Genomic DNA, 22,824 nt, shown 5'->3' with positions numbered 1-22,824 from the left:
CCCGCTGCTTTTTACAAAATATTCCGAAATTGTTTTGCCCGTTCTTCCAGGCTCCTCGCTGCTGTGCCAATGTGTTCAAATTCTTCCACAGCCTGTTTGATGTGCTCCTGGCTGTTTTCCATCCCCTTCTGGGAACGGAGCGTGCCTTCGCTTATTTTACTTACTTCCCCGGTGATGCCCTCAACGTGCCCGTTTACCTCCTGGATAGAGGAATGGGCCCTCGTCGCCAGTTTCCGTACTTCATCTGCCACCACTGTAAACCCCCGGCCATGTTCTTCGGCCCGTGCCGCTTCAATGGCCGCATTTAAAGCTAACAAATTCGTCTGGTCTGCTATCTCACGAATCGTTTTTACGATGCCGCGTATAGAATCTGCCTGCTGTTCCAATGATGCGAGAATCACCAGGTTGTTATTTGCTTCTTCCACCACCTGATGAGAGCTTTCGATGATATCACGGCTTTTTATCATCCCGTCCTCCGCTCTTTTCAACAGCTCCTCAGACATACTTTGTACGGAATTCGAAACTTTTGTCATCTCATTCTCCCGAAGTGTAATGTCTGTCGCTGCCTTCAATACGGCATGTACTTTCCCCCTATCATCAAATACGGGCATATACGTAGCTTCAAGCCTTACCAGCTTGCCGCTTCTCGTCATCCGCTGGATTTTATCCTGAAAAGATTTTCCCGCGCGCAGATCCTGCCAAAATTTTTCGTAATCCCGGCTTGAGGCGAAATCCGGGGTACAAAACTGCCGGTGGTGCATACCAGCCATATCTTCTTCATGGTATTCCATTGCAGCAGCAAAATGGCGGTTCGCCCACAAAACTCTTCCATTGAGGTCGAATTCAATTAAAGCAAGCGATTGCTCAAGCGCACGCAATACCTGGGACGCTTCTAAAACCTGGTCATTGTTTTTTATTGTTTGCATTACTATTACCTCTCTAGTTCTTTTTAATTATATATCATTAATACTTTATACCCATTAGGCTATTTTAAAAACACTTTTTTTAATACATATTTATAAAAAAGTCTTAATTATTCAATAACAATAAAAAAGACCTATTCTTTAAGGTCTTTTTTCGAATACATACATGTCTGGTTACGGCCTTGATCTTTTGCCTGGTACAAAGCTTCATCCGCCTGTTTAAAAAGCTCTCTCTCCTCCACAGCAGTATCAGGGAAAGTAGAAACTCCGGTTGACACAGTAATGTTCAATGTCCGGTGCTCTGTTATGAAAGGATATTTTTCCACCCGCTGACGTATGCGTTCAGCGATACCAGCTGCCCTAAAACCGGAACAGCCGAACAATATGATTGTAAATTCCTCCCCGCCTTTACGATATACAGAATCCTCAGGCCGGACCATTTCGAGAAGCACCGCGCCGAGCTGCCTTAGGATGTCATCTCCGGCTGCGTGACCGTATTGATCGTTAATATCTTTAAAATGATCGATGTCAATAATGAGTAGAGATACTGCCTGCTTTGTTTTCGAAGCCTGCTCCAGTTTTTTTGTTAAGGAATAAGTGAAGCTCCTTGGATTATCAAGGCCCGTAAGAGGATCCTTTAAGGATTCTGCACGGTACTTGTGAAGCAGCTGGTTGGAATAAGTCAGCCGCTTTACCATATATACAGCTGCGAATACTCCAGCAAATGAAACAAACCAATAACTGAGCGCTACTTCTGTATAAAGAGCGACAGTGTTTAACTGATAAAGCATGATAACGAGAAAATAGAGATTGGAGCTGAGAAGCATATAGAATGCTGCAAGCCACGGGTCCCGTACCGCACGGGCGATAAAAACCGATACCGCCGTGCTGAAAATAATCATGCTGAGCGGGTACAAAACGATTACTCCCCCTCCAAATGCGAGACGGGAAAACGAAATAATAACCGCAGCTGTGACTGCAGGCATCCATCCTCCAAACAAAGCACTGATCATAATTGGAATATGGCGAAGGTCGATCAGCGTGTATTCATTAACCTTGATGCCAAACTCGATTAAAACCATGCCGAGCAATCCAAAGAGCACGCCAGTCATCAACCTCACCGGTGTAGTAGTAATGTGTGAAAAAGAGTGCTCCCGGAATACTTGATAATAAAAGAAAAGGAATGACACCAAAATAGTTAAATTAACAAAAAGCTGACTTAACACCATGGCCCCCTCCCATCATTCAGTCCCCGTGCACGAATGTATCCCGTGGTTTGATCCTTTTAAGATGTAGTTTCTACGCTGGTTTGGGATACCTGGGCTTCTTTTTCGCCTTTTCACCTTTTCTTTGCTATACTACTTACTATACCGTCCAGACTGTTAACTATAAGGAGAATTAACAATGAGCAAACGAGTAGATATTATGCACGCTGCTGCCCGTATTATCCGCAGGGAAGGGTTTAACCGTCTTACGCTCCATGCGGTGGCAGAAGAAGCTGATGTAAGTAAAGGCGGCCTGCTTTATCATTTTCCTAATAAAGAACAGCTCATTTATGAGATGAACGCTTATGCGCTTGCACGCTTTCATGAATTAATTGAAGAAAAACGCCATGTGGCGGGAAGTTATATTAAAGCATATGCAGAAGCAACACTCGAAGAGCTTCGTTCAGGCAGTAATTTTTTAATAAATGCGAGTCTGCTGGCCACCCTTGCTGATCATAAAGAAGTGCTCGACCTTTGGAAGGAATACAACGAACGCTGGGAGACACTTTTTGCTTCTGACACCTTTCATGCTGATGATGCTTCCATGATCCGGCTGTTAAGTGACGGTATTTGGTTCTCCCATATTTTTGAGATTAACACCATGCCTCTTTCACAGGCTGAACGCCTGCTTCAAAATCTTTTGAACCGTCTCGGCGAAGGAGAGCTGTAATGGTTTATGCGCTCATTATTATCTCTGTCGTTTGCGAAGTATTTGCCTCCTCCATGCTGAAGCTTTCGTATGGTTTTACCCGGCTGCTTCCCTCTCTCGGGTTTGCAGCGGGTATGGGCATTGCTTTTTATCTGCTGGCTCTAGTTCTTCAGACTCTCCCTCTTGGTGTTGTTTACGCTACCTGGAGCGGCCTTGGCACCATATTGACTACAGGCATTGGAGTTTTTTATTTCAGGGAAAAAATGAACAAAACGAACGCCGGAGGCATTATTTGCCTGGTAATCGGTATTCTTATGATGAATTTAGGATGAAAGGAAGGGACAAATTATGCGTGCTGCTCTTCTATTATTGGCCGCCATTTTATTTGAGGTCGTTGCTTCTACGTCTTTAAAGCTCTCCGAAGGATTTACCAACCTTATTCCCTCTCTAACTGTTTTTATAGCATTCATTAGTGCTTTTTTCTTTCTCAGCCTTGCTTTAAAATCGATCCCGCTGTCTGTCGCTTACGCTATCTGGGCAGGACTTGGCACGGCTTTAACAGCCGGAGCAGGCATTGTGCTTTTTCAGGAATCATTCGGATGGATGAAGGCCATCGGGCTGTTTTTAGTTATTTCCGGCCTTATCCTGCTTCATGTGAAGAGTGGCCGCCGTAATAGAAAAGGCAAGTATTTTCCCCGTGCCCGGCACACTTAAGCTTCGTTTTTAAAAACCCGCAGTCTCCGTGAAACATGGATATGCGGGATTTTTTTCTCACATTTTTACATAAAATTTTAAAAAAAGCGTTTACTCCCGACATTTATAAGGTAAAATTACCATAGAATACCAGAAGCCAGTATTTTTTCACATAAGCTTTTGATGAATACATGAAAGTAAAGAAAGGACGAATAATGATGAAAAAGTGGATTACAGGAAGCAGTGCCGGTGTTTTAGCACTTGGCGTAATTGCCGTGCCCGCTCAAGCGGAGGAATTGAATACCGGTGACATTTTACAGCAGTCAAACGAAACGATGGCTGAACTTGACAGCTATTCTGCCACTACAGAAATTTCACAGGAAATTACAAACGCCGCCGGTAAAGGTGAAACAATGACAAACAGCTCCACCTCGGAGCAGGATATTACAATGGATCCTTTCGCCCTCTACCAGACAACTAACACAGTCGATCCAGTCAGCGGTGAAGAAGTGTCTACAGAAATGTACTGGACAGAAGACGGTTACTACGTCGAAATGCCGGATGGCAGCTGGACTATGATGCCCGCTGATATGATGGGGAGCATGGAAGAAATGACTACAAGCCCCGGCATGCATATGGAAGCATCGGAAGCCTTCGCTGAAGAAATGGACATAGAGGAGACAGAAAATTCCTACGTACTCACCTACGAAGGAAGCGGTGAAGAAATAGAAGAAGCGGCCAGTAAAATGATGCAGTCTGATATGGGAAGCGGCATGGCAAATGAAGAAATGCTGGAAGAAACGTGGAGCATGATCGATATTAAGGATGTCTCCATGAGCTTAACCCTGGATAAGGAAACGCACTACATGACAGCGAGCACTATTAACCTGGATGCTTCTTATGATATGGAAGAAATTACAACAGACATGAAGCTGACAGCTGATTCCACTTATTCCAATTTCAACAGCGTGAGTGATATTACTGTTCCAGAGGAAGTTATGGACAACGCTGTACCGATGGATGAAATGGAAGGCATGGATGGAATGAATGAGATGGAAGAGATGCCTGAAGAAGGCATGGCCGGAGAAGACGCTTCCATGGAAGAAGACGCTGAAGGCGGAGAAATGCCTGAAACAGCCAGCTCCCAGCCGGCTTATATGGCTGCCGGCCTGGCCCTGAGCGTAATTGCCAGCGGGGCACTGCTTTGGACCAGACGCCGTCAGCAGGCATAATACACTTTTAACCACGCAGCAGCCTTCGCCTTCTCGGTGAAGGTTGTTTTTTTCTTTATGGAACGTGTATTATGGAAATAATAGTAACGTCTATTACGGTCCGTTATGTCCCTTTACTGGAGTGAACATATATGGAAAGAATATTTATTGCGATGATTGTTATCGGCCTGAGCATCACCGGCTACTTCGGTTATCAGTGGTTTGACGCCAGAGCCGGAGTAGATAAAATCTCTACGAATGAAGAAGATGTCATCGCCGATTCTTCGGACGATGCACCGAAAACCCCGGATAAAAATGTTTCTGAAGGGGAGAACGATTCCTCCGGCGAAGATGCTGCCGAAGAGCCTGAGGCCTACACGCTGCCTGAAGGAGAAAATTCAGACAGCGGTACAAGCGAAGTCCCCGCCTCTGAAAACAACGAAACTCCACCAGTGATGAGCGATGAAATAGAAAAATGGAGTAAAGGCGAAAATGTAGCCAAATTAAAAATCCCGGAGCTTGGAAACTCTTATTCTGTCTATTGGGGTACAGACGACGAATCGCTTGACCAGGGCGTTGGCATGTATGTCAGCGAATGGACAACCACTCCGGCGGAGTCCCGCCATACAGTACTCAGCGGTCACCGGGACACGGTTTTTACGGGACTCGACAACCTTGAAGACGGGGACTCTCTCATCGTCGAATATGACGATACCCAATACGTTTACCGGCTGCAGAAAACATGGGTGACGGATGCAGAAGACCGCTCCGTAATTGTTGATAAAGAGGAACCAACGCTTACGCTTACTACCTGTTACCCTTTTGATTATATCGGCAGCGCTCCTGACCGTTACATTGTAGAAGCCACACTCGAACAGACAAACAGCCTGTAAGCATTCAGAACGGCTCCGCCGGCCAACCGGCAGAGCCGTTTTCTCATTTCTTCAGCATCGATTTAAATGTATATCTCCCTCTTGCTATAATGAAATTGAATTGTTATTCTATCGATATCGGTTTTCGATATCGAATACCGAAAGGATGATTGATCATGGAAGACAAAACACTTCGTAAGCTTTTCTTAGGCTTTATTCATATTCATATTCTGCATCACGCCTCCGAGCATCCCATTTACGGGCAGTGGATGCTCGAAGAGCTGCAGGAGCACGGCTATTCCATGAGCGCAGGCACTCTTTATCCCATTCTTCATACAATGGAAAGTGACGGTCTCTTACACAAAGAAAACAAAAACGTAAACGGAAAGATCCGCAAATACTACACCACTACCGACAAAGGAGGCCGCATTTTGCAGGAAGCCCGCGCAAAAGCTTACGAATTGTTTAAAGAAATTAAGTAAGGATAGGAGAGAACAGCATGGAAAAAACCCTGGGCCAAAAATGGATGGAAATATTTTTAATTTCCACACGGCTGGGCCTGACCTCTTTCGGAGGGCCCATCGCCCATTTAGGCTATTTTCACGAAGAATACGTGCGGCGAAAAAAATGGCTCGACGAACAGAGCTATGCGGACCTGGTCGCATTATGCCAGTTTCTTCCCGGTCCTGCGAGCAGCCAGGTGGGCATCGGAATAGGGATCATCCGAGGCGGGCCCGTGGGAGGATTTATTTCTTTTCTAGGGTTTACCCTCCCCTCTGTTATTGCCCTGGTGATATTCGCCCTCTTGCTTGAAGGGCTTGATGTCAGTGATGCCGGCTGGCTTCAGGGGCTTAAAATCGTGGCGGTGGCGGTAGTGGCCCACGCAGTATGGGGCATGGCGCAAAAGCTCACTCCCGATCTTCAGCGTCGTACCATCGCTCTGCTCGCCATGAGCGGTACACTTTTATGGCAGACCTCTCTTGCACAGGTGCTAGTCATACTCGCAGCAGGCGGTACCGGCTGGCTGCTGTACCGCTCGGCCCAGGAGGCAGATTATACGGCAGTCATCGAAACCGTATCGCGCAAAACAGGGGTTTTCTGTCTGACTCTCTTTTTTGTTCTGCTCGCTCTCCTTCCGCTTGCGCGGGACTGGACCGGTTCTACCTTCATTGCCATGTTCGACAGTTTCTACCGGGCCGGAGCGCTTGTATTTGGCGGCGGCCACGTGGTTCTTCCTCTGCTGGAACGGGAATTTGTCCCAACCGGGTGGATGAGTGAAGAGACGTTTCTCGCAGGCTACGGAGCGGCCCAGGCTGTGCCGGGGCCTTTATTCACCTTCGCTTCTTATCTGGGGACTGTCCTTTCTGGCTGGCAGGGTGCCCTTATCGCTTCTGCAGGTATTTTTCTGCCCGCGTTTCTGTTAATCATTGGAGCTTTGCCTTTTTGGTCCCTGCTCCGTAAAAACACCCACATAAAAGGGGCTTTAACCGGCGTGAATGCCGCGGTCGTCGGCATCTTGCTTGCTGCCTTTTATAATCCAATCTGGACGTCATCAATTACGACCTCGCTTGACTTTATACTCGCTGCTTTTTTGTTTACAATGCTTGCTTTTTGGAAGCTGCCGCCGTGGGTCATCGTAGTGAGCGGGGCAGCTGCAGGCGCTGTTCTTTTATGAACAGCGTTTTTTTAATGCTGTTTTTCAGTACATACGCCCAGCTGCTGTACGAAGTCTTCAAGAAATGGGATACTGGTACCAGAAAAAATTGAAATTATCAGGAACGAAAAAGGAAAGATGTGAATGGCCAACCAATTCGCCGGTACGCTGCGCAGTGCCTGGATGCTCGTCCGTGCCATTGCTGTTATCTCTTCGAGCATTGCTACCATCGTTTCTACAATGCTGCCGCTGTTTTTGTATTCGTCGCTCTCTATTCCTTATTTGATAGCTATTTTTATTCTTTTGGCCATCGGAGCTTTTCTTATCCACGGGCTTCTCACTCACGCTTTTAATGATTACGCCGACTACCTTTCCGGGACCGATGCACATAGCCCGGCTATCCTTTCCGGGGGCAGCCGGGTGTTGCAGACTAACGCCATGTCGCTCAAATCATTGTGGCTGGTGGGAAAATGGCTCGCTATTTCATTAATTGGCGCTGCCGTACTTTGCTTTATTTTTGGCTATTTTAAAGTAGGCGTGCTTCTTCTTATCGGAGTCTTCGCAGCTGCTTCTTACTCCCTGCCCCCACTCAGTCTCAGCTACAAACCATTTCTCGGAGAATGGATCAGCCTTTTTCCATCCATATTTTCTCTTGGCATCGGCGGAGCCTGGCTGGCACTCGGCACGGTGCCCGAGTGGGCCCTGCAGAACGCGTTTATCAATGCCATGATCTGTCTTGCCTGGGTGATGGTCCATCATATTCCGGACCGGGAAGCAGATATGCAGGCCTCTCCCGAAAAGCGAACCACTGTAGTATGGTTCACCCGTAAATTCGGCTCTCCTTATGCCCATATGCCTGCTGTATGCTATTTAGCAGTCTCGGCTCTATCCATTTTCTGGCTCGGGAGCGAACGCCTGGAGGCCGCTATCGGGCTTGCCATACTTATGGCAGCGTCCCTTATACTCGTCAGCCGCATGGATAACTCCAACCCCGAGCATGTATCAGCTGTTGAAAAGACTCTTTTACTGATTGCCATGATAAACGCTGGGTGGCTGGGTATTTTTATTTAGAATCGGCAATGCAGCGATTTAGAAAGGGAATTTGTTGTTTTCTCTTTTTAATTGTCTGCTATAATAAAGCATCACCTTTGAAAGGAAGGGTATACTATGGACGGCACAAAGCGTAAAGATGTTGCCCCGGGAGCGGAAGTGGATATTGTCTTAAAAAAAGATCAGCGAAGCGGCGCACTGACCCGCGGAGTAGTCAAAGATCTGCTCACCAATTCCCCAAGCCATCCGCACGGCATAAAAGTCCGGCTTGAAGACGGCCAGGTCGGCCGCGTCAAGCATATTCATTAGAATGAAAGCTCCTCTCTTTGCTCAAAGAGACGGAGTTTTTTCATTTTATAAAACGAAAATAAACTATATTAATATACCAATGACAGGAGGCTTATAGTGAAATTCCAGCAAAAAGGAAGGAGTACGGAGCGGTTAATCCTGCGCCCGTTGCAGCCGAATGACTTCGATAACTACAAGCAGGCACTCTCGGAGCGAAAAGCACCTCAACATTTTTATGATCCTGGACGTCCCAAAATCAACCGCTTTACTAAACGGCAATTTACAAATATGATTCAGCAGCGCGAGGATATGGCTGAGCAGGACCGCACTTATGTATACGATATTTTCCACAAAAACGGCAGCCACCTGGGACATGCAGACATCACTACCCTAATACGCGAGGAATTCCAGTGGGGGATGCTGGGCTATATTATCCATAACCAGCACTGGAATCAGGGTTTTGGCAAAGAAGCTGTACGTGAGGTTCTAAAGGCTTCTTTTGAAGATTTGCATTTTCACCGGATTGAAGCCCACATTAATGTAGATAACGAGCCCTCCATCTCTATTGCAGAAAAAGCCGGGATGGAATATGAATGTACACGCCATAAGTTCATTTATGAAAATGATACATGGACAGACAACCTTATTTATTATAAGAACTCATAAATAAAGTGTTTCACGTGAAACATTTTATTTCTTATCTGGTTTCATACTTTCACACGCATCTATATTTTATTCTTCTAATCAATTAACACTTTATCACCATAATAAATGCGGGGCCCTTATATTCGCATAAGGACCCCGCATTTATTATATTAGTATTATTTTAAGGCTTCAAAATCACTTTAATGTTTCCGTCTTCTTTTTCATCAAAGATACGGTAGCCTTCAGCCGCATCTTCTAATGGAATAGGGTGTGTGATAATATCGGTCGGGTCAAATAGTTTGTTTTCAATCATGCGATACAGGCTAGGCATCATGTGGATGACCGGCGCCTGGCCCATCGTAAGCGCTACGTTTCTCGTGAAGAAGTCACCGATTGGGAAACTGTTGGCTTCTGTGCCGTAAACACCAGTCAGCTGTACTACTCCGTTTTTCTTCACGGACTGAGAAGCTGTCACAATCGGGCTGATGGTACCAAACTGATTGTCACTCTCGGAACCGAATGTTGTGTCCGGCGGCACGGTACCATCCATGCCTACACAGTCCACTACTACATCTGCCCCGCCTTTTGTATTTTCATGAAGAAGCTTGCCTATTTCTTTCGTATCGCTGAAGTTGTACGTTTCCACATTGTTTGTTCTTCTTGCATGCTCAAGACGATGAGGCACCTGATCCACAGCAATAACTCGGGAAGCCCCTTTCATCCACGCAAACTTCTGGGCCATTAATCCGATCGGCCCGCAGCCTAAAATAATGATCGTATCCCCATAAGTCGCTCCACTGTTTTCAATGCTCCAGAATGCAGTAGGCACGACATCAGAAAGGAACAATACGCTTTCGTCCTTCAGTTCACTGTCTTCCGGTACTTTAAAGGAAGTAAAATCAGCATACGGCACGCGCAGATACTCTGCCTGGCCGCCCGGGAAGTTCCCGAAATCCTCAGAAAATCCGAACAAACCGCCCATTTCAGCATGCGGGTTTGAATTGTCACACTGGCTTTCCATTTGGTGAGTACAGTAATAACATTCCCCGCACCCAATGTTAAACGGGATGACAACGCGGTCTCCTTTTTTTAATGTTTTGACATCAGAGCCGACTTCTTCTACGATCCCCATTGGCTCATGACCGACAACATAATCCTCCGGAGCTGGAATACCGCCTTTATATAAATGCAAATCCGATCCACAAATACCACTGGCTGTAATGCGTACAATCATGTCATCGCTGCGTTCAATTTTCGGGTCTGCGACTTCTTTGACTTCCATGTGTTCTTTGCCTTGAATCGTTACTGCCTTCATTATTTTAGACCAGCCTTTCTGTTATTTTGATCTGTGTCTGGAGTTACTGGTTTTAAATACTATTTCCGCTTATATGACTTCGTAAACTTCGAGTTATTCATATCCTAAATAACGAAGGGCCGGCTGCACCGCTTTTTCGAGCGTCGTTATTTTCTCTTCTGGAAGACCGGGCCACGTATCAGGCTTGGGATTGATGCGGCTGGCACCCGCCTTGATCCATTCTTCATTTTCCTCTCCCGATACAGAGGGCGGGTTTATAAATGCAATCAGGCTCCGTAATTCTTTTTCAGGCTGTTGCAGTAATTCTTCGTATCGGAGCCAGTGCTGCTGAGCCTCTGGAAGGCTTTCGATCACCCGGCCTGCATGCAGCAGTGATTTTGAAATCCAGGACCCGAGTTCATTGTAAGGTATCTCCACCTGGTGCAGCTTTTCAAGTTCAAAATAATCTGGATGCAGCCATTGATAGACACCAAGCTTTTCGGCCTCGGTGGAAGGGTCTGAAGGATCAAGCCCTGTATCTTCCATCGCTTTTAAGATGGTTTTTCCCATTTTCATCGTCTGAAAACGGTTAAAAGCTACAGCAATTTCACGGGGGTCCCGGTATAAAAAAATAAATTTTGCGTTCGGGAACATGTCTATTAAGTATTCCACTGCGTCTGTAGAAAACCCGGAACGCTCGACACTGGTGTCGCCTCCAAAACGATCCTGCATCCATTCAAACAACCGCAGATACTGCTCTGATAGCGAACCTTCCGGAAAGGCCGGTACCACTGCTTTAAGCTCTTGATACAGCTTGTCCGGCTCATTAGTTAAATGAGGAAGAGTGATTGAAGCAATAGCCGGCAGCCCTGTTTTTTCGTTAAACAGAGAATTTTCTTTTCTTTCATAGAGAATTTCTTTATTGTAAAGCCCTTTCTTTTCATACGGGGCCAGGCGTACCGGTTCTTTTTGGGCAAGCAGCTCCCAGAACTCTTTGCCTGTCCAAACTTGTTTATCGAATCCCTTCCATCCTTCCCCGCTGATCCCGAAATTGTAATGGACAGAAAGAATCATTTCGGACAGGCTCACAAGTTTAGGATGGAGGTTAATGCAGTTGGACACGGCTGTTGATCCGCTTCTTCCGGTGGAAATAATAAACACTGGTTCAGTCATTGAACACCCTCCTTTTTATCATGATACATTCACCTTTTCCTCTACCCACTTTTATCGTGATTATGACGTCCGAAGCTGCTTTCAGATTATTTCAGTGCAAGAGGAAAAATATGAGCAGGAGAAGGATCCTCTGACGCAACTAACAGCTTGGGCTGCGCCCGGCTGGTTTGGCTTTCACCAGGTTTGACCAAACGCCGAAAAGGAAATAGCCTGCTTAAATACATCCTAAAGGAGCTTTCTTATGTCCAGGGAACAGCAAAAACAAGATGCAGCAGCGAAAGCTGTTGAGTATATTCCAGATAATTCTATTGTCGGCCTGGGCTCCGGATCCACTATGTACTGGGTTATGCAGCAGCTCGGAGAACTGGTGCAGCAAGGGATGCATGTCCAGGGTATCCCCTCCTCCCCCACTACAGAAAAATGGGCCAAGGAATTTCACGTGCCGCTCGTGTACTTTTCCACCGAAATTACAAAAGCAGATGTGGCTATTGACGGGGCAGATGAAGTAGATCCCGGCTTTCATATGACCAAGGGAGGCGGCGGTTCCCTGTTAAGGGAAAAAATTATTGCCGACGCCGCAGATAAGGTGATTATTGCTGTGGATGAAAGCAAAATTGTCCAACAGCTCGGCTCCTTTCCACTGCCGGTCGAAGTCACACCCTTCGGATGGCAGAAAATAGTACGTGACATCCAATCGCTTGGCTGCGACCCTGTCCTCCGCCGAAGCCACGGTGCTCCATTTGAAACAGATAACGGCAATTACATGATTGATTGTGATTTTCAGTTGATTGAGCGCCCGGATGAGCTGCACAACCAGCTAATTCAGCTGGTCGGAGTTGTAGAAACTGGTTTATTTGTCGATCAGGCAGATATCGTCATTGCAGGTACAGACAGCGGAGCTGAAACGTTCGAAAATAAACGGTAAAATCAACCATTGCAGTTCCGTTAAAAAAACCGGGGGCAGAAAGTTTTTCGGCAATATTAATACCCCGCCCTCTATAAAAGCTGCATAAAGAGCCCGCAAATAAAAAACAGTAACGAGAGAAAAGAGCTCTGCAAACTACGTATTAGGAGGCGACAATTTTATGCAGACCGAATATCAGGGTATCACCATCGAATCTGTTAAAGGCGATATTACAAAGCAGGACGACCTCGACTCTGTAGTCAATGCCGCCAATGCCCAGCTTTTAACCGGCGGAGGCGTCGCCGGTGCCATTCACCGGGCGGCAGGTCCCGAGCTCGAAGAAGCCTGCAAACCGCTGGCTCCTATTTCTCCCGGAGAAGCAGTAATTACGGAAGGATTTCAAATGCCAAACGATTATGTTATTCACTGCCTCGGGCCCGTCTACGGCGTCGATAAGCCTTCGGACGAACTCCTTCGTGCCTGCTACCTTAACACCATGCAGCTGGCCGAAGATAAAGAGATTGCAAGCATTGGATTCCCAGCCCTCTCCACTGGGGCCTTTGGCTATCCCCTTGAGGAAGCTCTTGAAGACTTTATGCCTCCCTTTTTAGACAGACTTTCTCATGCTGCTTCTGTCCAGCATATCCGGTTTGTGCTCTTTAGTGACCAGGACGCTGCCGTCTACGAAAAATATATTGAGCAGGCTGTTTCGCCCTAACCTCTCTAAGAACCAGGGACCGCAGCAATAAAAAATAACTGTCATTAAACTACTGGTTCGTGACTATTCGGCTAAGGTGCTCCAACTTTCGAATTGAATCTGCCGCTGCTGGTTACGTTTCCTTTTACGAAGGGAAAATAGAGGCATATCTTTCTTTGAAAGGAGACTATATATGAAAAAATTCTTTACTGTCGTTGGTCTCGCAGCTCTATTTGTGACAGGATCGGCTGTTCCGGCGCACGCTTCTGAAACTCCAACAACTGTCCAGCAAGAGCAGAAACAGGAATTCACCCCTTATGAAGCGGTTCAGACGGTGCATGATCAGAAAGGCACAGAAGCAGAATTAAAAGTTGACCAGTATCCTTCCAGCAATGAAGAAGGCCAGACTTACTATCAGGTAGAGGCGTTGGATCCTTCGCTTATTGAACAGGGAGAAGATGGCCTGCTTCGGACGTACCATGTATATGAAGATGGGCGCATTCTGGTCATATAAATATTAACCCCGTGCAGCCAGTGCTGCGCGGGGTTTTTCTACTAAATGGTAGGAGGTTTTTTCATCAGGAGGGGCCGGTAAAAATATTCAGGGTCCTTCCAGCCAAGCTCGGCGTGCAGAAAAGCAAACGTAGTGCGGAAAAACTGCTGCACAGTCGAGCCAGCAAAGCTGTCTGTAAGAGGAAGAAAGTATTCGCTCGCCTGTGGATCGTAATAGGCTTCTTTAGGCTCGATTGCCGGGCTGTTTAAATCCTTTTCCTGAAAAGGGTATGGCAGGACAAAAAAGGAAGGATGGTCTGTATTATCATCACCGGGCCAAAATCCAAGCTCGATAAACTGTTCGTCAAAAGCTGCCTTTTCAATTGTTTTTTCTTCGGGAAACGGCTCTGGAATATTTTCCACGATGAGCGTCGAGACGTCAAAGGTGCCCCAGAATAACCCCGGTTTAATTTTACGGCCTCGCAGTGGTCCGATAAAAGCTAATTCTTCCTGATACGCCGCCTGCATCATTTTAAGTCCCTTCATGGCCTTTTCAGCATCGTACCGTTTATGCACCTGGTCTTCAGAAAGCCATACCGTTACCGGCATCTCCTGTGGCTTGGGATAGATGCGCACGTGGATGCCTGCCTGATGAAGACAGCTGAAAATCCATTCGTAGTACGTCTGAATAGGCGTTCCATCTTCAAGCTTTGTGGCTTCCACAGTATCTTCCACTACCGCCAGAAGACGGCTGTTCCGTGTATCTATTTCGAGTTCAAAAGCTTTCCCGTCCTGGATCAGCATCCCTGTAGAGAAGCCATTCGGAGTAATCTCAAGCATCACGTGCGCCCACTGAGGCTCCTGCGGGGCTGTTTCGAGCCGTATTTTACCAAGAATCTGAGACAGAAGCTGCAGTGTCAGTTTTGTATCCTTCCATTCCTTAAAAGGCATGATTTCCACTAAACGTTACCCCTTTCTCCCGGAAGCTTTTTTGCTTTCTGATGACTTTATACTACACAGCGTCCTCATCCGTATACATAACTTCCCAGAGATGGCCATCGATGTCCTGAAAACTCCATCCATACATAAACCCGCCGTCCATTGGCTCGTTGGACGGAAGGCCTCCTGCATCCAGAGCTTTTTGAACAATCTCGTTCACCTGTTCTTTGCTGTCTGCAGAAATGGCCAGGATTGCTTCCGCCCCGGTATTGGTATCAACTACACTTTTATTAGTAAACGTTTGAAAAAATGCTTCGTGAAGCAGCATCACATACATACCGTTCCCCAGTACCATGCACGCTGCATTTTCATCCGTGAAGCGCTGCTCAAATGAAAAGCCGACATTTTGAAAAAACTCCATGGAAGCTTCGAGATTTTTAACTGGAATGTTTACAAATATTTGCTTTGTCTGCAGAGCCATTATTCTTAAACCTCTCTTTCTTGACTTGATTTTTCCTTAAACGACTATGTGCCAAAAACACCGAACTGGTCTTTCAGCTGGCCGTAAGAGGAACTGAAGAATGTTTCTGCCAGAGGCATGATTATTTCTCCGCCCGGTTTAAGAGCATGAAACGTTTTGGCAGCCGAGGAAGCATCATTTACGCTGAGTGCAATAGACACCAGGCTTCCTGAAAGCTGTTGCTGGTCCGGAGCCCCGGGTAACGTATCGGAGAGCATTATCTCCATGTCTTTAATTTTTAAATAAGCATGCATGATTAGTGATTCGGTTCCCGGCGGTAATTCCATCCCTTCGACTTCCCCATAGGTCTGACGTTCGATCACCTCTGCCCCTAAAGCCTTTTCATAGAATGCGGCTGCCTCCCTGGCCTTCCCGTCAAATGTAAGGTACGGGTTCATTCCGATAATCATTGGCGCTCCTCTCCCCTCATATGAATAATTATCTTTACTATAGCACGGCCGCCGCTGCTTTATTTCTTACCGATTGCGGTTTCGGCCTGACGCCTCAGAAAATTATTCATTAACAGGGATAACGAAACGAGAATAGGAGGATCATCGAAGCGCGGCGGATATAAATATATATCCTTTTTTTCCAGCGGCCGTCCGGCTTCTACATGAAGCGCTTCTCTTGAGCGGGTGCGGAACGTATGGTGAGGGATTAAAATGTCATTCACCTTCATTTTCCAGGCAATTGACGTAGCCATTACATAATACAATCCTGGCTTTACACACGGAATGTGATATTCATCTGCAGTATCGCAAAGCGTACCATAAAGCGGTACACCTTCCGGCATCGGACGGGGAAAAAGGCCGATTAATACAAATCCTTCAAAAGGGATTTCACTGTAAATACGGCCTTGAATACTCGTTTCCACTGTAGGGAGAGCCGGCTCTGCCCAGTGCCGTGTCGTTTTTAACGAGGAAAAAGAATTTTCTGCAGAGGCCATGGAAGCACGAAAGGCGCCCGGCGTCACCCCCACCCTTGCAGCAAAGCTCGTAGTAAACGTCCCTACGCTTTGCTGGCCGATCTCCATCCCGATATCACGCACAGGGAAAGTGGTTTCAATCAGCAGTTCTTTGGCCCTTTGAAGTCGTAGTCCGGAAAGATAGTACAACGGAGGCACTCCAACACTTTTCTTGAACAGGCGTGAAAAATGATACGGACTGTAAGCGGCCTGGGCGGCCAGTCCGGTCAGGTCCAACGGTTCGTGAAGATGAGCGTGCATATACGTAATGGCATCATAAACAGCCGCCGAATATGATTGTTCCATCAAAACTACCTCCCGACTTGCGGCCTAATCCTGAAGATATTCTGTTTCATTCAAGGGGTTCTTTTATTAATTATATCAGAAAGCGATTTCATAAAACCTCTGGCTATGTAAATTTTTCCTTAAAATTGCCCCTGCCTCATGGCAGGGGCACAACTGTATTCTATCCGGGCTGTACCGCTTCTTTTATACGCTTTTTCAAGGTGGTAATGAGCAGTTGAAGATCTTTATCTTCAATGTTCAAAGGCGGGGAAAGAGTTAAAACATTGTTATGGTGCCTGGCAATATCAGACGTTTTGCCAACAATGACCCCATCTTTTTTGCAGCTTGCAAGAATTTGCTTCACGAGCTTTTCTGGTACTGTCTTTTTTGTCGTTTTGTCCTCGACAAATTCAATACCGGCTAACAGCCCCTGGCCCCGGACCTGGCCAACGTAAGGAAGCTCTTCCAAATCTGCCAGCGCCTCCAGCAGCTCTCTGCCCTTTTTCTCCGATCGTTCCACTAATTTTTCCCGCTCCATGATTTCCAGGTTTTTCACAGCGGCTGCGCAGGCTGCAGGGTGACCCCCAAAAGTATTTACATGGCGGAAATGGTCATAGGCTTCACTGCCGGTAAACGCCTGGTACATATCCTTTCGCACTGCGGTAACAGATAAAGGCATATATCCGCTTGTGATTCCCTTCGCCATTGTCACAATATCCGGCTTTACGTCTGCGTGCATAAATCCAAAACGCTTCCCAGTCCGTCCAAATCCACAAATAACTTCATCGCTGATTAAAAGAACACCGTAGCGGTCACAAATGTCCCGGACCCGTTTCATATAGGAAGTGTGAGGAACCAACACTCCGCCGCCGGTAATAATGGGCTCCATTATTACTGCCGCTATGGATTCTTCAGCTTCCCATAAAATCGCCTGTTCAATTTCATCAGCGCACGCCAGGCTGTACTCCTCGTAGGATTGACCTTCCGGCTTCCGGTACGGATCTGGAGGAGTAACGTGTACAAAGCCCGGCGGCAGCGGTTCATACCGGTATTTCCGCTGCGTCTGTCCTCCAGCCGCCATCGTTGCAAGCGTGCTTCCATGATAGGTCCGGTAGCGGGAAATGGTTTTATACCGGCTGCCTTCCCCAATTTGTTGAAAATATTGACGCACCAGTTTCAGGGCAGTTTCATTTGCTTCCGATCCGCTATTGGAAAAAAAGTACATATAGCCGTCCCCGAGCCACTCATCAAGCTTTGCCGAAAGCTGTACGGCAGGAGTATGGCTTTGCGTTAAAGGATAGAATGGAAGCTTCAGCATTTGCTCGTAGGCAGCGTCGGCAATTTCTTTTCGTCCATATCCGGCATTTACACACCAGAGACCCGCCATGCCATCAAGGTATGACTTTCCATCTATATCAGTCACCCAAGAACCTTCTGCTTTCTCTGCCACCATGCCTCCCTCTGGATTGTAAGGCCTCATGGCATGCCAAACACTTTCTTCATCTTTTTTCTTTATTTCTTCCGGTTCCCAATTCATGACGATCACCCCTCCTGCTTTAAATGTCAGCGCATACAAAATGTGGTCTACCGTGATCTTCTCACGTCTCTACTGAAAAGAAAAGGTCCACTTCCGGGCCATTTATGAATAGAACCTGCTGCCCGTATTTTCAGCGGTTTTCAGAAGCATATTGATAAAATTTCCATATGATTCCCGTGGTTCTTACATGGCAATGGAGTCAATGATGTATAATGCCGCCCTCCCTCTCAGCAGTTTTATGCTTACGGCAAGTGCCGTCATTCCTCCAGCGGGAATGTCGACACTATTCGTTCTCTTAGGCGTTGTCGGCTTCATCAGCTACCAGCTCTGCCTTCCGTTAACAAAAAGCGGGAAGGCCCGTGCTTCTTAATTTCTGCCCTCTGGCAGCTACCTTTTTTTTCGCCGGCGCAGGTCTACTGTCAGTGAAGGAATATCCACGCGGAGCAGTGTCCACCGGAACAGCTTTACCTTTAGCTCTCCGGCCACTACCACTGCTTCCACCGGATTCCAGTTTTCAACTCTTCGCGCTGCCGCTACCACAGGCACGTGCGGCTCCGGAAATGTTTTTCTTGGCACTGGACGACTTCCTCCAAACAAGTGGCGGGGCTCTGACAACCTATATATTTTAGTCGCTGGACGCTGCCCGCTGTTTCTCATCTTTTTCCTCCTCTTCTGTATAACTTCGTTTCTTTTTTCCTTTCCCTTTTTTCCGCTAAACCTTTCACCGTCTGTGCTTTTCTTCCAGTTCATCACTCTTTATTGGTCAGAAACGTTTAGACTTTCGCAAAAACGTTAATACATTCTCTACCGTTTTCCACAGATATTATTCGAGCATATTTCTTGAAACTCTCTTCTCCATTTCCTATTATGTAGGTGTAAATCAATTGGTCAGAGAAAATCAAATTTATCTCTTGCATTATACAGGAAGCGGGTATATAATACTGTTACAAGGTCAAAGATAGTCAAAGTCAACGAAGTAATTCTGACCTTACGAAGATGAATACGAACGATGCACACGTCAATAATACTACTTTAAAAATAAGGAGGTTCGGTTCAGTTATGATGAGATGTGAACATTGTGAACAGCGTCCAGCACGCATTGAACTGAACATGAATGTTAATGGAAGCCATCAAAAGATGCACCTGTGCGAACGGTGCTATAGAGAAATCCGTCAAAGCATGAATCAGCCATCCGGTCAGGGCGGCTTCGGCGGCTCCCAGTCCCCATTTGACCAATTCTTTAATAATATGATGGGCGGCTCAGAGCAAAACGCAGGACAGGGGCAGGAACAGCAGGCTCAGTCCGGCGGCGGCCAGGGCGGCGGTCTTCTTGACGATTTAGGTAAAAATCTGTCCGACGTTGCACGTGCCGGCCTCATTGACCCAGTCATCGGCCGCGATAAAGAAGTTGAACGTGTCATTGAAACATTAAACCGCCGCAATAAAAACAATCCGGTTCTTATCGGCGAACCGGGTGTCGGTAAGACAGCGATTGCTGAAGGTCTTGCCCTCCGTATTTCGGAAGGTGATGTGCCAAACAAGCTGAAAAATAAAAGCATTTATCTGTTGGACGTAACCTCCCTCGTAGCAAATACTGGGGTACGCGGCCAGTTTGAAGAACGCATGAAGCAGCTGCTGAAGGAATTGCAGGAACGCCAGGATGTCATCGTCTTTATCGATGAAGTCCACCAAATCGTTGGCGCAGGTTCAGCAGAAGGCTCTTCTGACGCAGGCAACATTATGAAACCAGCGCTTGCCCGCGGGGAAATTCAATTAATTGGTGCAACTACACTTGCTGAATACCGCAAAATTGAAAAAGATGCAGCGCTTGAACGCCGCTTTCAGCCGGTCATGGTTAACGAACCAAACCTCGAAGACAGCGTAGCGATCCTAAAAGGCCTGCAGGCAAACTATGAAAAATTCCATCACGTTGCTTTTACCGATGAAGCACTAGAAGCCTGCGTCAATTTGTCCAATCGCTATGTACAGGACCGGTTCCTGCCGGACAAAGCGATCGACTTAATGGATGAAGCAGGCTCCAAGATAAACCTCGCCCACAGCGATGACGACAGCGAGTCCCTGCAAAGCCGCATCGAGCAGATTGCCGCAGAAAAAGAACGTGCCACCCAGCAGGAGGATTACGAACGTGCAGCTAAGCTTCGGGATGAAGAAGCCAAGCTGCAGGAGCAGGTAAAAGAAGCTGAACAAAACGGCAAGATTCAAAAAGAAACACCAACAGTGAATGTAGAAACGATCCAGATGATCGTGGAAAATAAAACCGGCATCCCTGTTCGCCGCCTCCAGCGCGATGAACAAAAGAAAATGCGCGATCTGCCTGAACGTCTAAATGCGAATGTCATCGGCCAGGAAGAAGCTGTAAGCAAAGTTGCCCGTTCCATTCGCAGAAATCGTGCCGGCCTGCGCCGCGGCAGCCGTCCAATTGGTTCCTTCCTATTTGTCGGACCAACCGGTGTCGGTAAAACTGAGCTTTCCAAAACGCTCGCTTCTGAAATGTTTGGCGACCCTGAAGCGATGATCCGCCTCGACATGAGTGAGTATATGGAAAAACACTCGGTATCCAAGCTTATCGGTTCGCCGCCAGGATATGTCGGACACGATGAAGCCGGACAGCTTACAGAAAAAGTACGCCGGAAACCGTACAGCATTATTCTTTTGGACGAGATTGAAAAAGCGCACCCTGATGTGCAGCATATGTTCCTGCAGATCATGGAAGACGGCCGCCTGACTGACAGTCAGGGACGCACGGTCAGCTTTAAGGATACAGTCATTATTATGACTTCAAACGCCGGCTCACAAATGAAACGTGTTACGGTAGGCTTTGGAGACAAGGACCAGGTAGAGCCAAAAATCATGGAATCTCTCAGCGATTATTTCCGCCCGGAATTCCTGAACCGTTTCGACAGCATTGTAAGCTTCAAAGAACTGGCTCGTGAAGATCTGGTCACTATCGTGGATCTGATGCTTAAAGACATCTTAGAAGCAGCCAGTGAGCAGGGATTGAACGTTACCGTCTCTGATGATGCTAAACGCATGCTGGCCGATCAAGGCTACGATCCTGCCTTCGGTGCCCGCCCTCTTCGCCGGGTAATCGAAGAAAAAGTAGAAGACGGCATTGCCGATCTCATGCTTGAAGAAGAGGATGTGCAAAACATTACGATCACCGTAAATGACACTGACATTCAGGTAGCCAGTGCCCAAACATCCGCTTCCACTGAAGAGTAATTCTTATACGAGGACAAGCCCTGCGGCATTCTGCTGCAGGGCTTTTTTGCTTAAGGAAATCTACTGTGAAATGCTTCCTTGTCTTATCCTTTTCCCGAAATCACGCATCAATCAAAGCAGCTTTTTCCGGTTTTAACGCCGCTTTTCCAGAAAGGTTGATTAGATGAGGGAAAATGTACTCTGTTTTTTGTGGGCAATATTTATACTATCCACGGTTCTTTTACAGCAGCCGGCATTCAGGCTGGAGAATGGAATTTTTTCATCGTTTTATTAAGCACGGTGGCGGGCACGTATTATAAGCTCTCTCCTCTGAAATCTTAAATGTTCCACGTGGAACATTTTTTGTGTAAATATATTTCTCATCTTCCTTTTACTTTTACATCAAAAGAGCGTACAATGTAATTGATAACGATTATCACTAAAGGAGCTGGACACCTTGTCTGACTTTCAAATACATGACGTTACTATCATCGGCGGCGGACCCGCCGGCCTGTATACTGCTTTTTATTGTGGAATGCGGGCGCTTGATACTCACATTATTGAAGCACAGCCGGATTTGGGCGGAAAAATTCACGCCTATCCCGAAAAAATTGTCTGGGATGTTGGCGGCCTGCCCCCTTCCTCTGGAAAACAGCTGATGGATCAGCTGGTAGCCCAGGCAGAAACTTTCCGCCCCGCGATCACGACAAATGAAAAAATTATTCACGTAGAAAAAGACGAGGCCGGGCTTTTTCGCCTGGAGGCGGAAACAGGCGGCATTTACTATTCCCGCTCTGTCATCGTCGCTGTCGGGCACGGCATTCTTCATGCCCAAAAGCTCGACATCGAAGGCGCAGAAAAATTCGAGCTTTCCAACCTTCACTATACTGTACAGCACCTTGAGCGATTTCGTAATCAGAGGGTTATCATTTCCGGCGGCGGAAACTCTGCCGTCGACTGGGCTAATGCTCTCTGCCCGATCGCAAGCGAAGTTACAGTCGTACACCGGCGCGATGAGTTCGGCGGCCATGAGCGGCATGTCCAGGAAATGAAGGACTCCGAAGTGAACGTGCAGACTCCTTTTGCCCTTTCCGGGCTTCGCGGCAACGACGCGGGCACCGCTATCGAAAAAGTGCTGTGCACAAATCTTGATACTGACGAACGTGTAGAAAAAGAAGTGGACGCCGTCATCGTGAACCACGGTTTCCAGATGGAATTTGAGCTTCTCGAAAACCTGCAGCTGCAAACAGAAGAAAATAAAATTCTCGTAAGCGAGCGGATGGGCACAAATATCGAAGGTTTGTTTGCTGCCGGGGACATTACCAGCCACCATGGAAAGGTTCACCTAATTGCCGGAGCGTTTGTAGAAGGCGCTTCCGCTGCGAACAGCGTCAAGCAGTACCTGGAACCCGGCGCCGGGGCGAAAGCAATGGTTTCTTCCCATAACGAACGATTCGCAGAAAAAAACCAGGAAATTCAAAAAAATCTTCTTTCCAAGCAACTTTAAAAGAGTTTACCGAAAGACTGGGAGACCCGCCAGCTGCTAA

The 22,824-nt window shown here is 47.0% G+C and carries 26 protein-coding genes; 16 read left to right on the top strand and 10 right to left on the bottom strand.

The genetic code is table 11. The annotated features are described in order from the left end of the window. Nucleotides 1-11: 11 nt before the first annotated feature. The gene (locus tag B5066_RS03315) at nt 12-926 is read right to left on the bottom strand and encodes a methyl-accepting chemotaxis protein (RefSeq protein WP_079474536.1); all 915 of its coding nucleotides are present in this window, start codon (nt 924-926) and stop codon (nt 12-14) included. Nucleotides 927-1,057: 131 nt separating this feature from the next. Beyond that, entirely contained in the window at nt 1,058-2,152 is a 1,095-nt protein-coding gene (locus B5066_RS03310) for a GGDEF domain-containing protein (RefSeq protein WP_079474535.1), read from the bottom strand. 175 nt (nt 2,153-2,327) lie between these two features. Between B5066_RS03310 and B5066_RS03305 the strand changes: the two genes are divergently transcribed. The 10 genes from B5066_RS03305 to B5066_RS03260 all read left to right on the top strand — a co-directional run bounded on the left by B5066_RS03305 (nt 2,328) and on the right by B5066_RS03260 (nt 9,271). Beyond that, the gene (locus B5066_RS03305) at nt 2,328-2,858 is read left to right on the top strand and encodes a TetR/AcrR family transcriptional regulator (protein ID WP_079474534.1); all 531 of its coding nucleotides are present in this window, start codon (nt 2,328-2,330) and stop codon (nt 2,856-2,858) included. Then, on the top strand, nt 2,858-3,169 hold the full coding sequence (locus B5066_RS03300) for a DMT family transporter (protein WP_079474533.1): 312 nt from the start codon (nt 2,858-2,860) through the stop codon (nt 3,167-3,169). The genes B5066_RS03305 and B5066_RS03300 overlap by 1 nt, the downstream gene beginning before the upstream one ends. Before the next feature lie 16 nt (nt 3,170-3,185). After that, entirely contained in the window at nt 3,186-3,551 is a 366-nt protein-coding gene (locus B5066_RS03295) for a DMT family transporter (RefSeq protein ID WP_079474532.1), read from the top strand. 197 nt (nt 3,552-3,748) lie between these two features. Then, complete coding sequence (locus B5066_RS03290; RefSeq protein WP_079474531.1) at nt 3,749-4,762, top strand: DUF6612 family protein; 1,014 nt, start codon at nt 3,749-3,751, stop codon at nt 4,760-4,762. Between the two features lie 131 nt (nt 4,763-4,893). Continuing rightward, complete coding sequence (locus tag B5066_RS03285; protein WP_079474530.1) at nt 4,894-5,634, top strand: class D sortase; 741 nt, start codon at nt 4,894-4,896, stop codon at nt 5,632-5,634. Between the two features lie 155 nt (nt 5,635-5,789). Continuing rightward, nucleotides 5,790-6,095, top strand: coding sequence for a PadR family transcriptional regulator (locus tag B5066_RS03280; protein WP_079474529.1), 306 nt, complete (start codon nt 5,790-5,792; stop codon nt 6,093-6,095). A gap of 17 nt (nt 6,096-6,112) precedes the next feature. Continuing rightward, entirely contained in the window at nt 6,113-7,288 is a 1,176-nt protein-coding gene (locus tag B5066_RS03275; protein ID WP_179124020.1) for a chromate transporter, read from the top strand. Nucleotides 7,289-7,411: 123 nt separating this feature from the next. Continuing rightward, a complete protein-coding gene (locus B5066_RS03270) occupies nt 7,412-8,338 on the top strand; it encodes a prenyltransferase (RefSeq protein WP_079474527.1) in 927 nt (308 codons plus the stop codon). 96 nt (nt 8,339-8,434) lie between these two features. Further along, nucleotides 8,435-8,626, top strand: coding sequence for a YwbE family protein (locus tag B5066_RS03265; RefSeq protein WP_079474526.1), 192 nt, complete (start codon nt 8,435-8,437; stop codon nt 8,624-8,626). A 96-nt stretch (nt 8,627-8,722) separates the two neighbouring features. Beyond that, the gene (locus B5066_RS03260) at nt 8,723-9,271 is read left to right on the top strand and encodes a GNAT family N-acetyltransferase (protein WP_094908153.1); all 549 of its coding nucleotides are present in this window, start codon (nt 8,723-8,725) and stop codon (nt 9,269-9,271) included. 160 nt (nt 9,272-9,431) lie between these two features. Here the strand turns inward: B5066_RS03260 and B5066_RS03255 are convergent, their stop codons facing one another. After that, nucleotides 9,432-10,565: an alcohol dehydrogenase catalytic domain-containing protein gene (locus B5066_RS03255; protein ID WP_079474524.1), complete on the bottom strand. Its 1,134-nt coding sequence runs from the start codon at nt 10,563-10,565 to the stop codon at nt 9,432-9,434. A 93-nt stretch (nt 10,566-10,658) separates the two neighbouring features. Next, the gene (locus tag B5066_RS03250; protein WP_079474523.1) at nt 10,659-11,717 is read right to left on the bottom strand and encodes a sulfotransferase family protein; all 1,059 of its coding nucleotides are present in this window, start codon (nt 11,715-11,717) and stop codon (nt 10,659-10,661) included. Nucleotides 11,718-11,958: 241 nt separating this feature from the next. On the opposite strand from B5066_RS03250, the gene rpiA reads away from it, so the two are divergent. From rpiA to B5066_RS03235, 3 genes are all read left to right on the top strand, one after another. Beyond that, a complete protein-coding gene (gene rpiA / locus B5066_RS03245; RefSeq protein ID WP_079474522.1) occupies nt 11,959-12,642 on the top strand; it encodes a ribose-5-phosphate isomerase RpiA in 684 nt (227 codons plus the stop codon). A gap of 160 nt (nt 12,643-12,802) precedes the next feature. Further along, nucleotides 12,803-13,339, top strand: a complete 537-nt coding sequence (locus tag B5066_RS03240) for a macro domain-containing protein (protein WP_079474521.1) — start codon at nt 12,803-12,805, stop codon at nt 13,337-13,339. A gap of 172 nt (nt 13,340-13,511) precedes the next feature. Beyond that, nucleotides 13,512-13,832: a hypothetical protein gene (locus B5066_RS03235; RefSeq protein ID WP_079474520.1), complete on the top strand. Its 321-nt coding sequence runs from the start codon at nt 13,512-13,514 to the stop codon at nt 13,830-13,832. Between the two features lie 41 nt (nt 13,833-13,873). On the opposite strand, the gene B5066_RS03230 is transcribed toward B5066_RS03235, so the two are convergent. The 5 genes from B5066_RS03230 to B5066_RS03210 all read right to left on the bottom strand — a co-directional run bounded on the left by B5066_RS03230 (nt 13,874) and on the right by B5066_RS03210 (nt 18,055). Beyond that, the gene (locus B5066_RS03230; protein ID WP_079475047.1) at nt 13,874-14,761 is read right to left on the bottom strand and encodes a DUF5996 family protein; all 888 of its coding nucleotides are present in this window, start codon (nt 14,759-14,761) and stop codon (nt 13,874-13,876) included. Nucleotides 14,762-14,822: 61 nt separating this feature from the next. Next, nucleotides 14,823-15,230 (bottom strand): VOC family protein, encoded by a 408-nt coding sequence (locus B5066_RS03225; RefSeq protein ID WP_079474519.1) that lies wholly within the window; start codon nt 15,228-15,230, stop codon nt 14,823-14,825. Between the two features lie 44 nt (nt 15,231-15,274). Then, on the bottom strand, nt 15,275-15,679 hold the full coding sequence (locus tag B5066_RS03220; protein ID WP_079474518.1) for a VOC family protein: 405 nt from the start codon (nt 15,677-15,679) through the stop codon (nt 15,275-15,277). Nucleotides 15,680-15,738: 59 nt separating this feature from the next. Then, nucleotides 15,739-16,539: a helix-turn-helix domain-containing protein gene (locus B5066_RS03215; RefSeq protein WP_079474517.1), complete on the bottom strand. Its 801-nt coding sequence runs from the start codon at nt 16,537-16,539 to the stop codon at nt 15,739-15,741. 160 nt (nt 16,540-16,699) lie between these two features. Continuing rightward, nucleotides 16,700-18,055, bottom strand: coding sequence for an aspartate aminotransferase family protein (locus B5066_RS03210; RefSeq protein WP_079474516.1), 1,356 nt, complete (start codon nt 18,053-18,055; stop codon nt 16,700-16,702). Between the two features lie 187 nt (nt 18,056-18,242). Between B5066_RS03210 and B5066_RS16555 the strand changes: the two genes are divergently transcribed. Further along, nucleotides 18,243-18,425, top strand: a complete 183-nt coding sequence (locus B5066_RS16555; protein ID WP_143745387.1) for a hypothetical protein — start codon at nt 18,243-18,245, stop codon at nt 18,423-18,425. A gap of 17 nt (nt 18,426-18,442) precedes the next feature. On the opposite strand, the gene B5066_RS03205 is transcribed toward B5066_RS16555, so the two are convergent. Then, nucleotides 18,443-18,712 (bottom strand): hypothetical protein, encoded by a 270-nt coding sequence (locus B5066_RS03205; protein ID WP_143745386.1) that lies wholly within the window; start codon nt 18,710-18,712, stop codon nt 18,443-18,445. 405 nt (nt 18,713-19,117) lie between these two features. On the opposite strand from B5066_RS03205, the gene B5066_RS03200 reads away from it, so the two are divergent. After that, nucleotides 19,118-21,298, top strand: a complete 2,181-nt coding sequence (locus tag B5066_RS03200) for an ATP-dependent Clp protease ATP-binding subunit (RefSeq protein WP_079475046.1) — start codon at nt 19,118-19,120, stop codon at nt 21,296-21,298. A 436-nt stretch (nt 21,299-21,734) separates the two neighbouring features. Beyond that, nucleotides 21,735-22,784 (top strand): NAD(P)/FAD-dependent oxidoreductase, encoded by a 1,050-nt coding sequence (locus B5066_RS03195; protein ID WP_079474514.1) that lies wholly within the window; start codon nt 21,735-21,737, stop codon nt 22,782-22,784. The last annotated feature ends 40 nt before the right edge of the window (nt 22,785-22,824 follow it).

The organism is Marinococcus halophilus (assembly GCF_900166605.1).
Classification (GTDB): Bacteria; Bacillota; Bacilli; order Bacillales; family Marinococcaceae; genus Marinococcus; species Marinococcus halophilus.
This window is presented reverse-complemented; position numbering and strand designations above follow the sequence as displayed.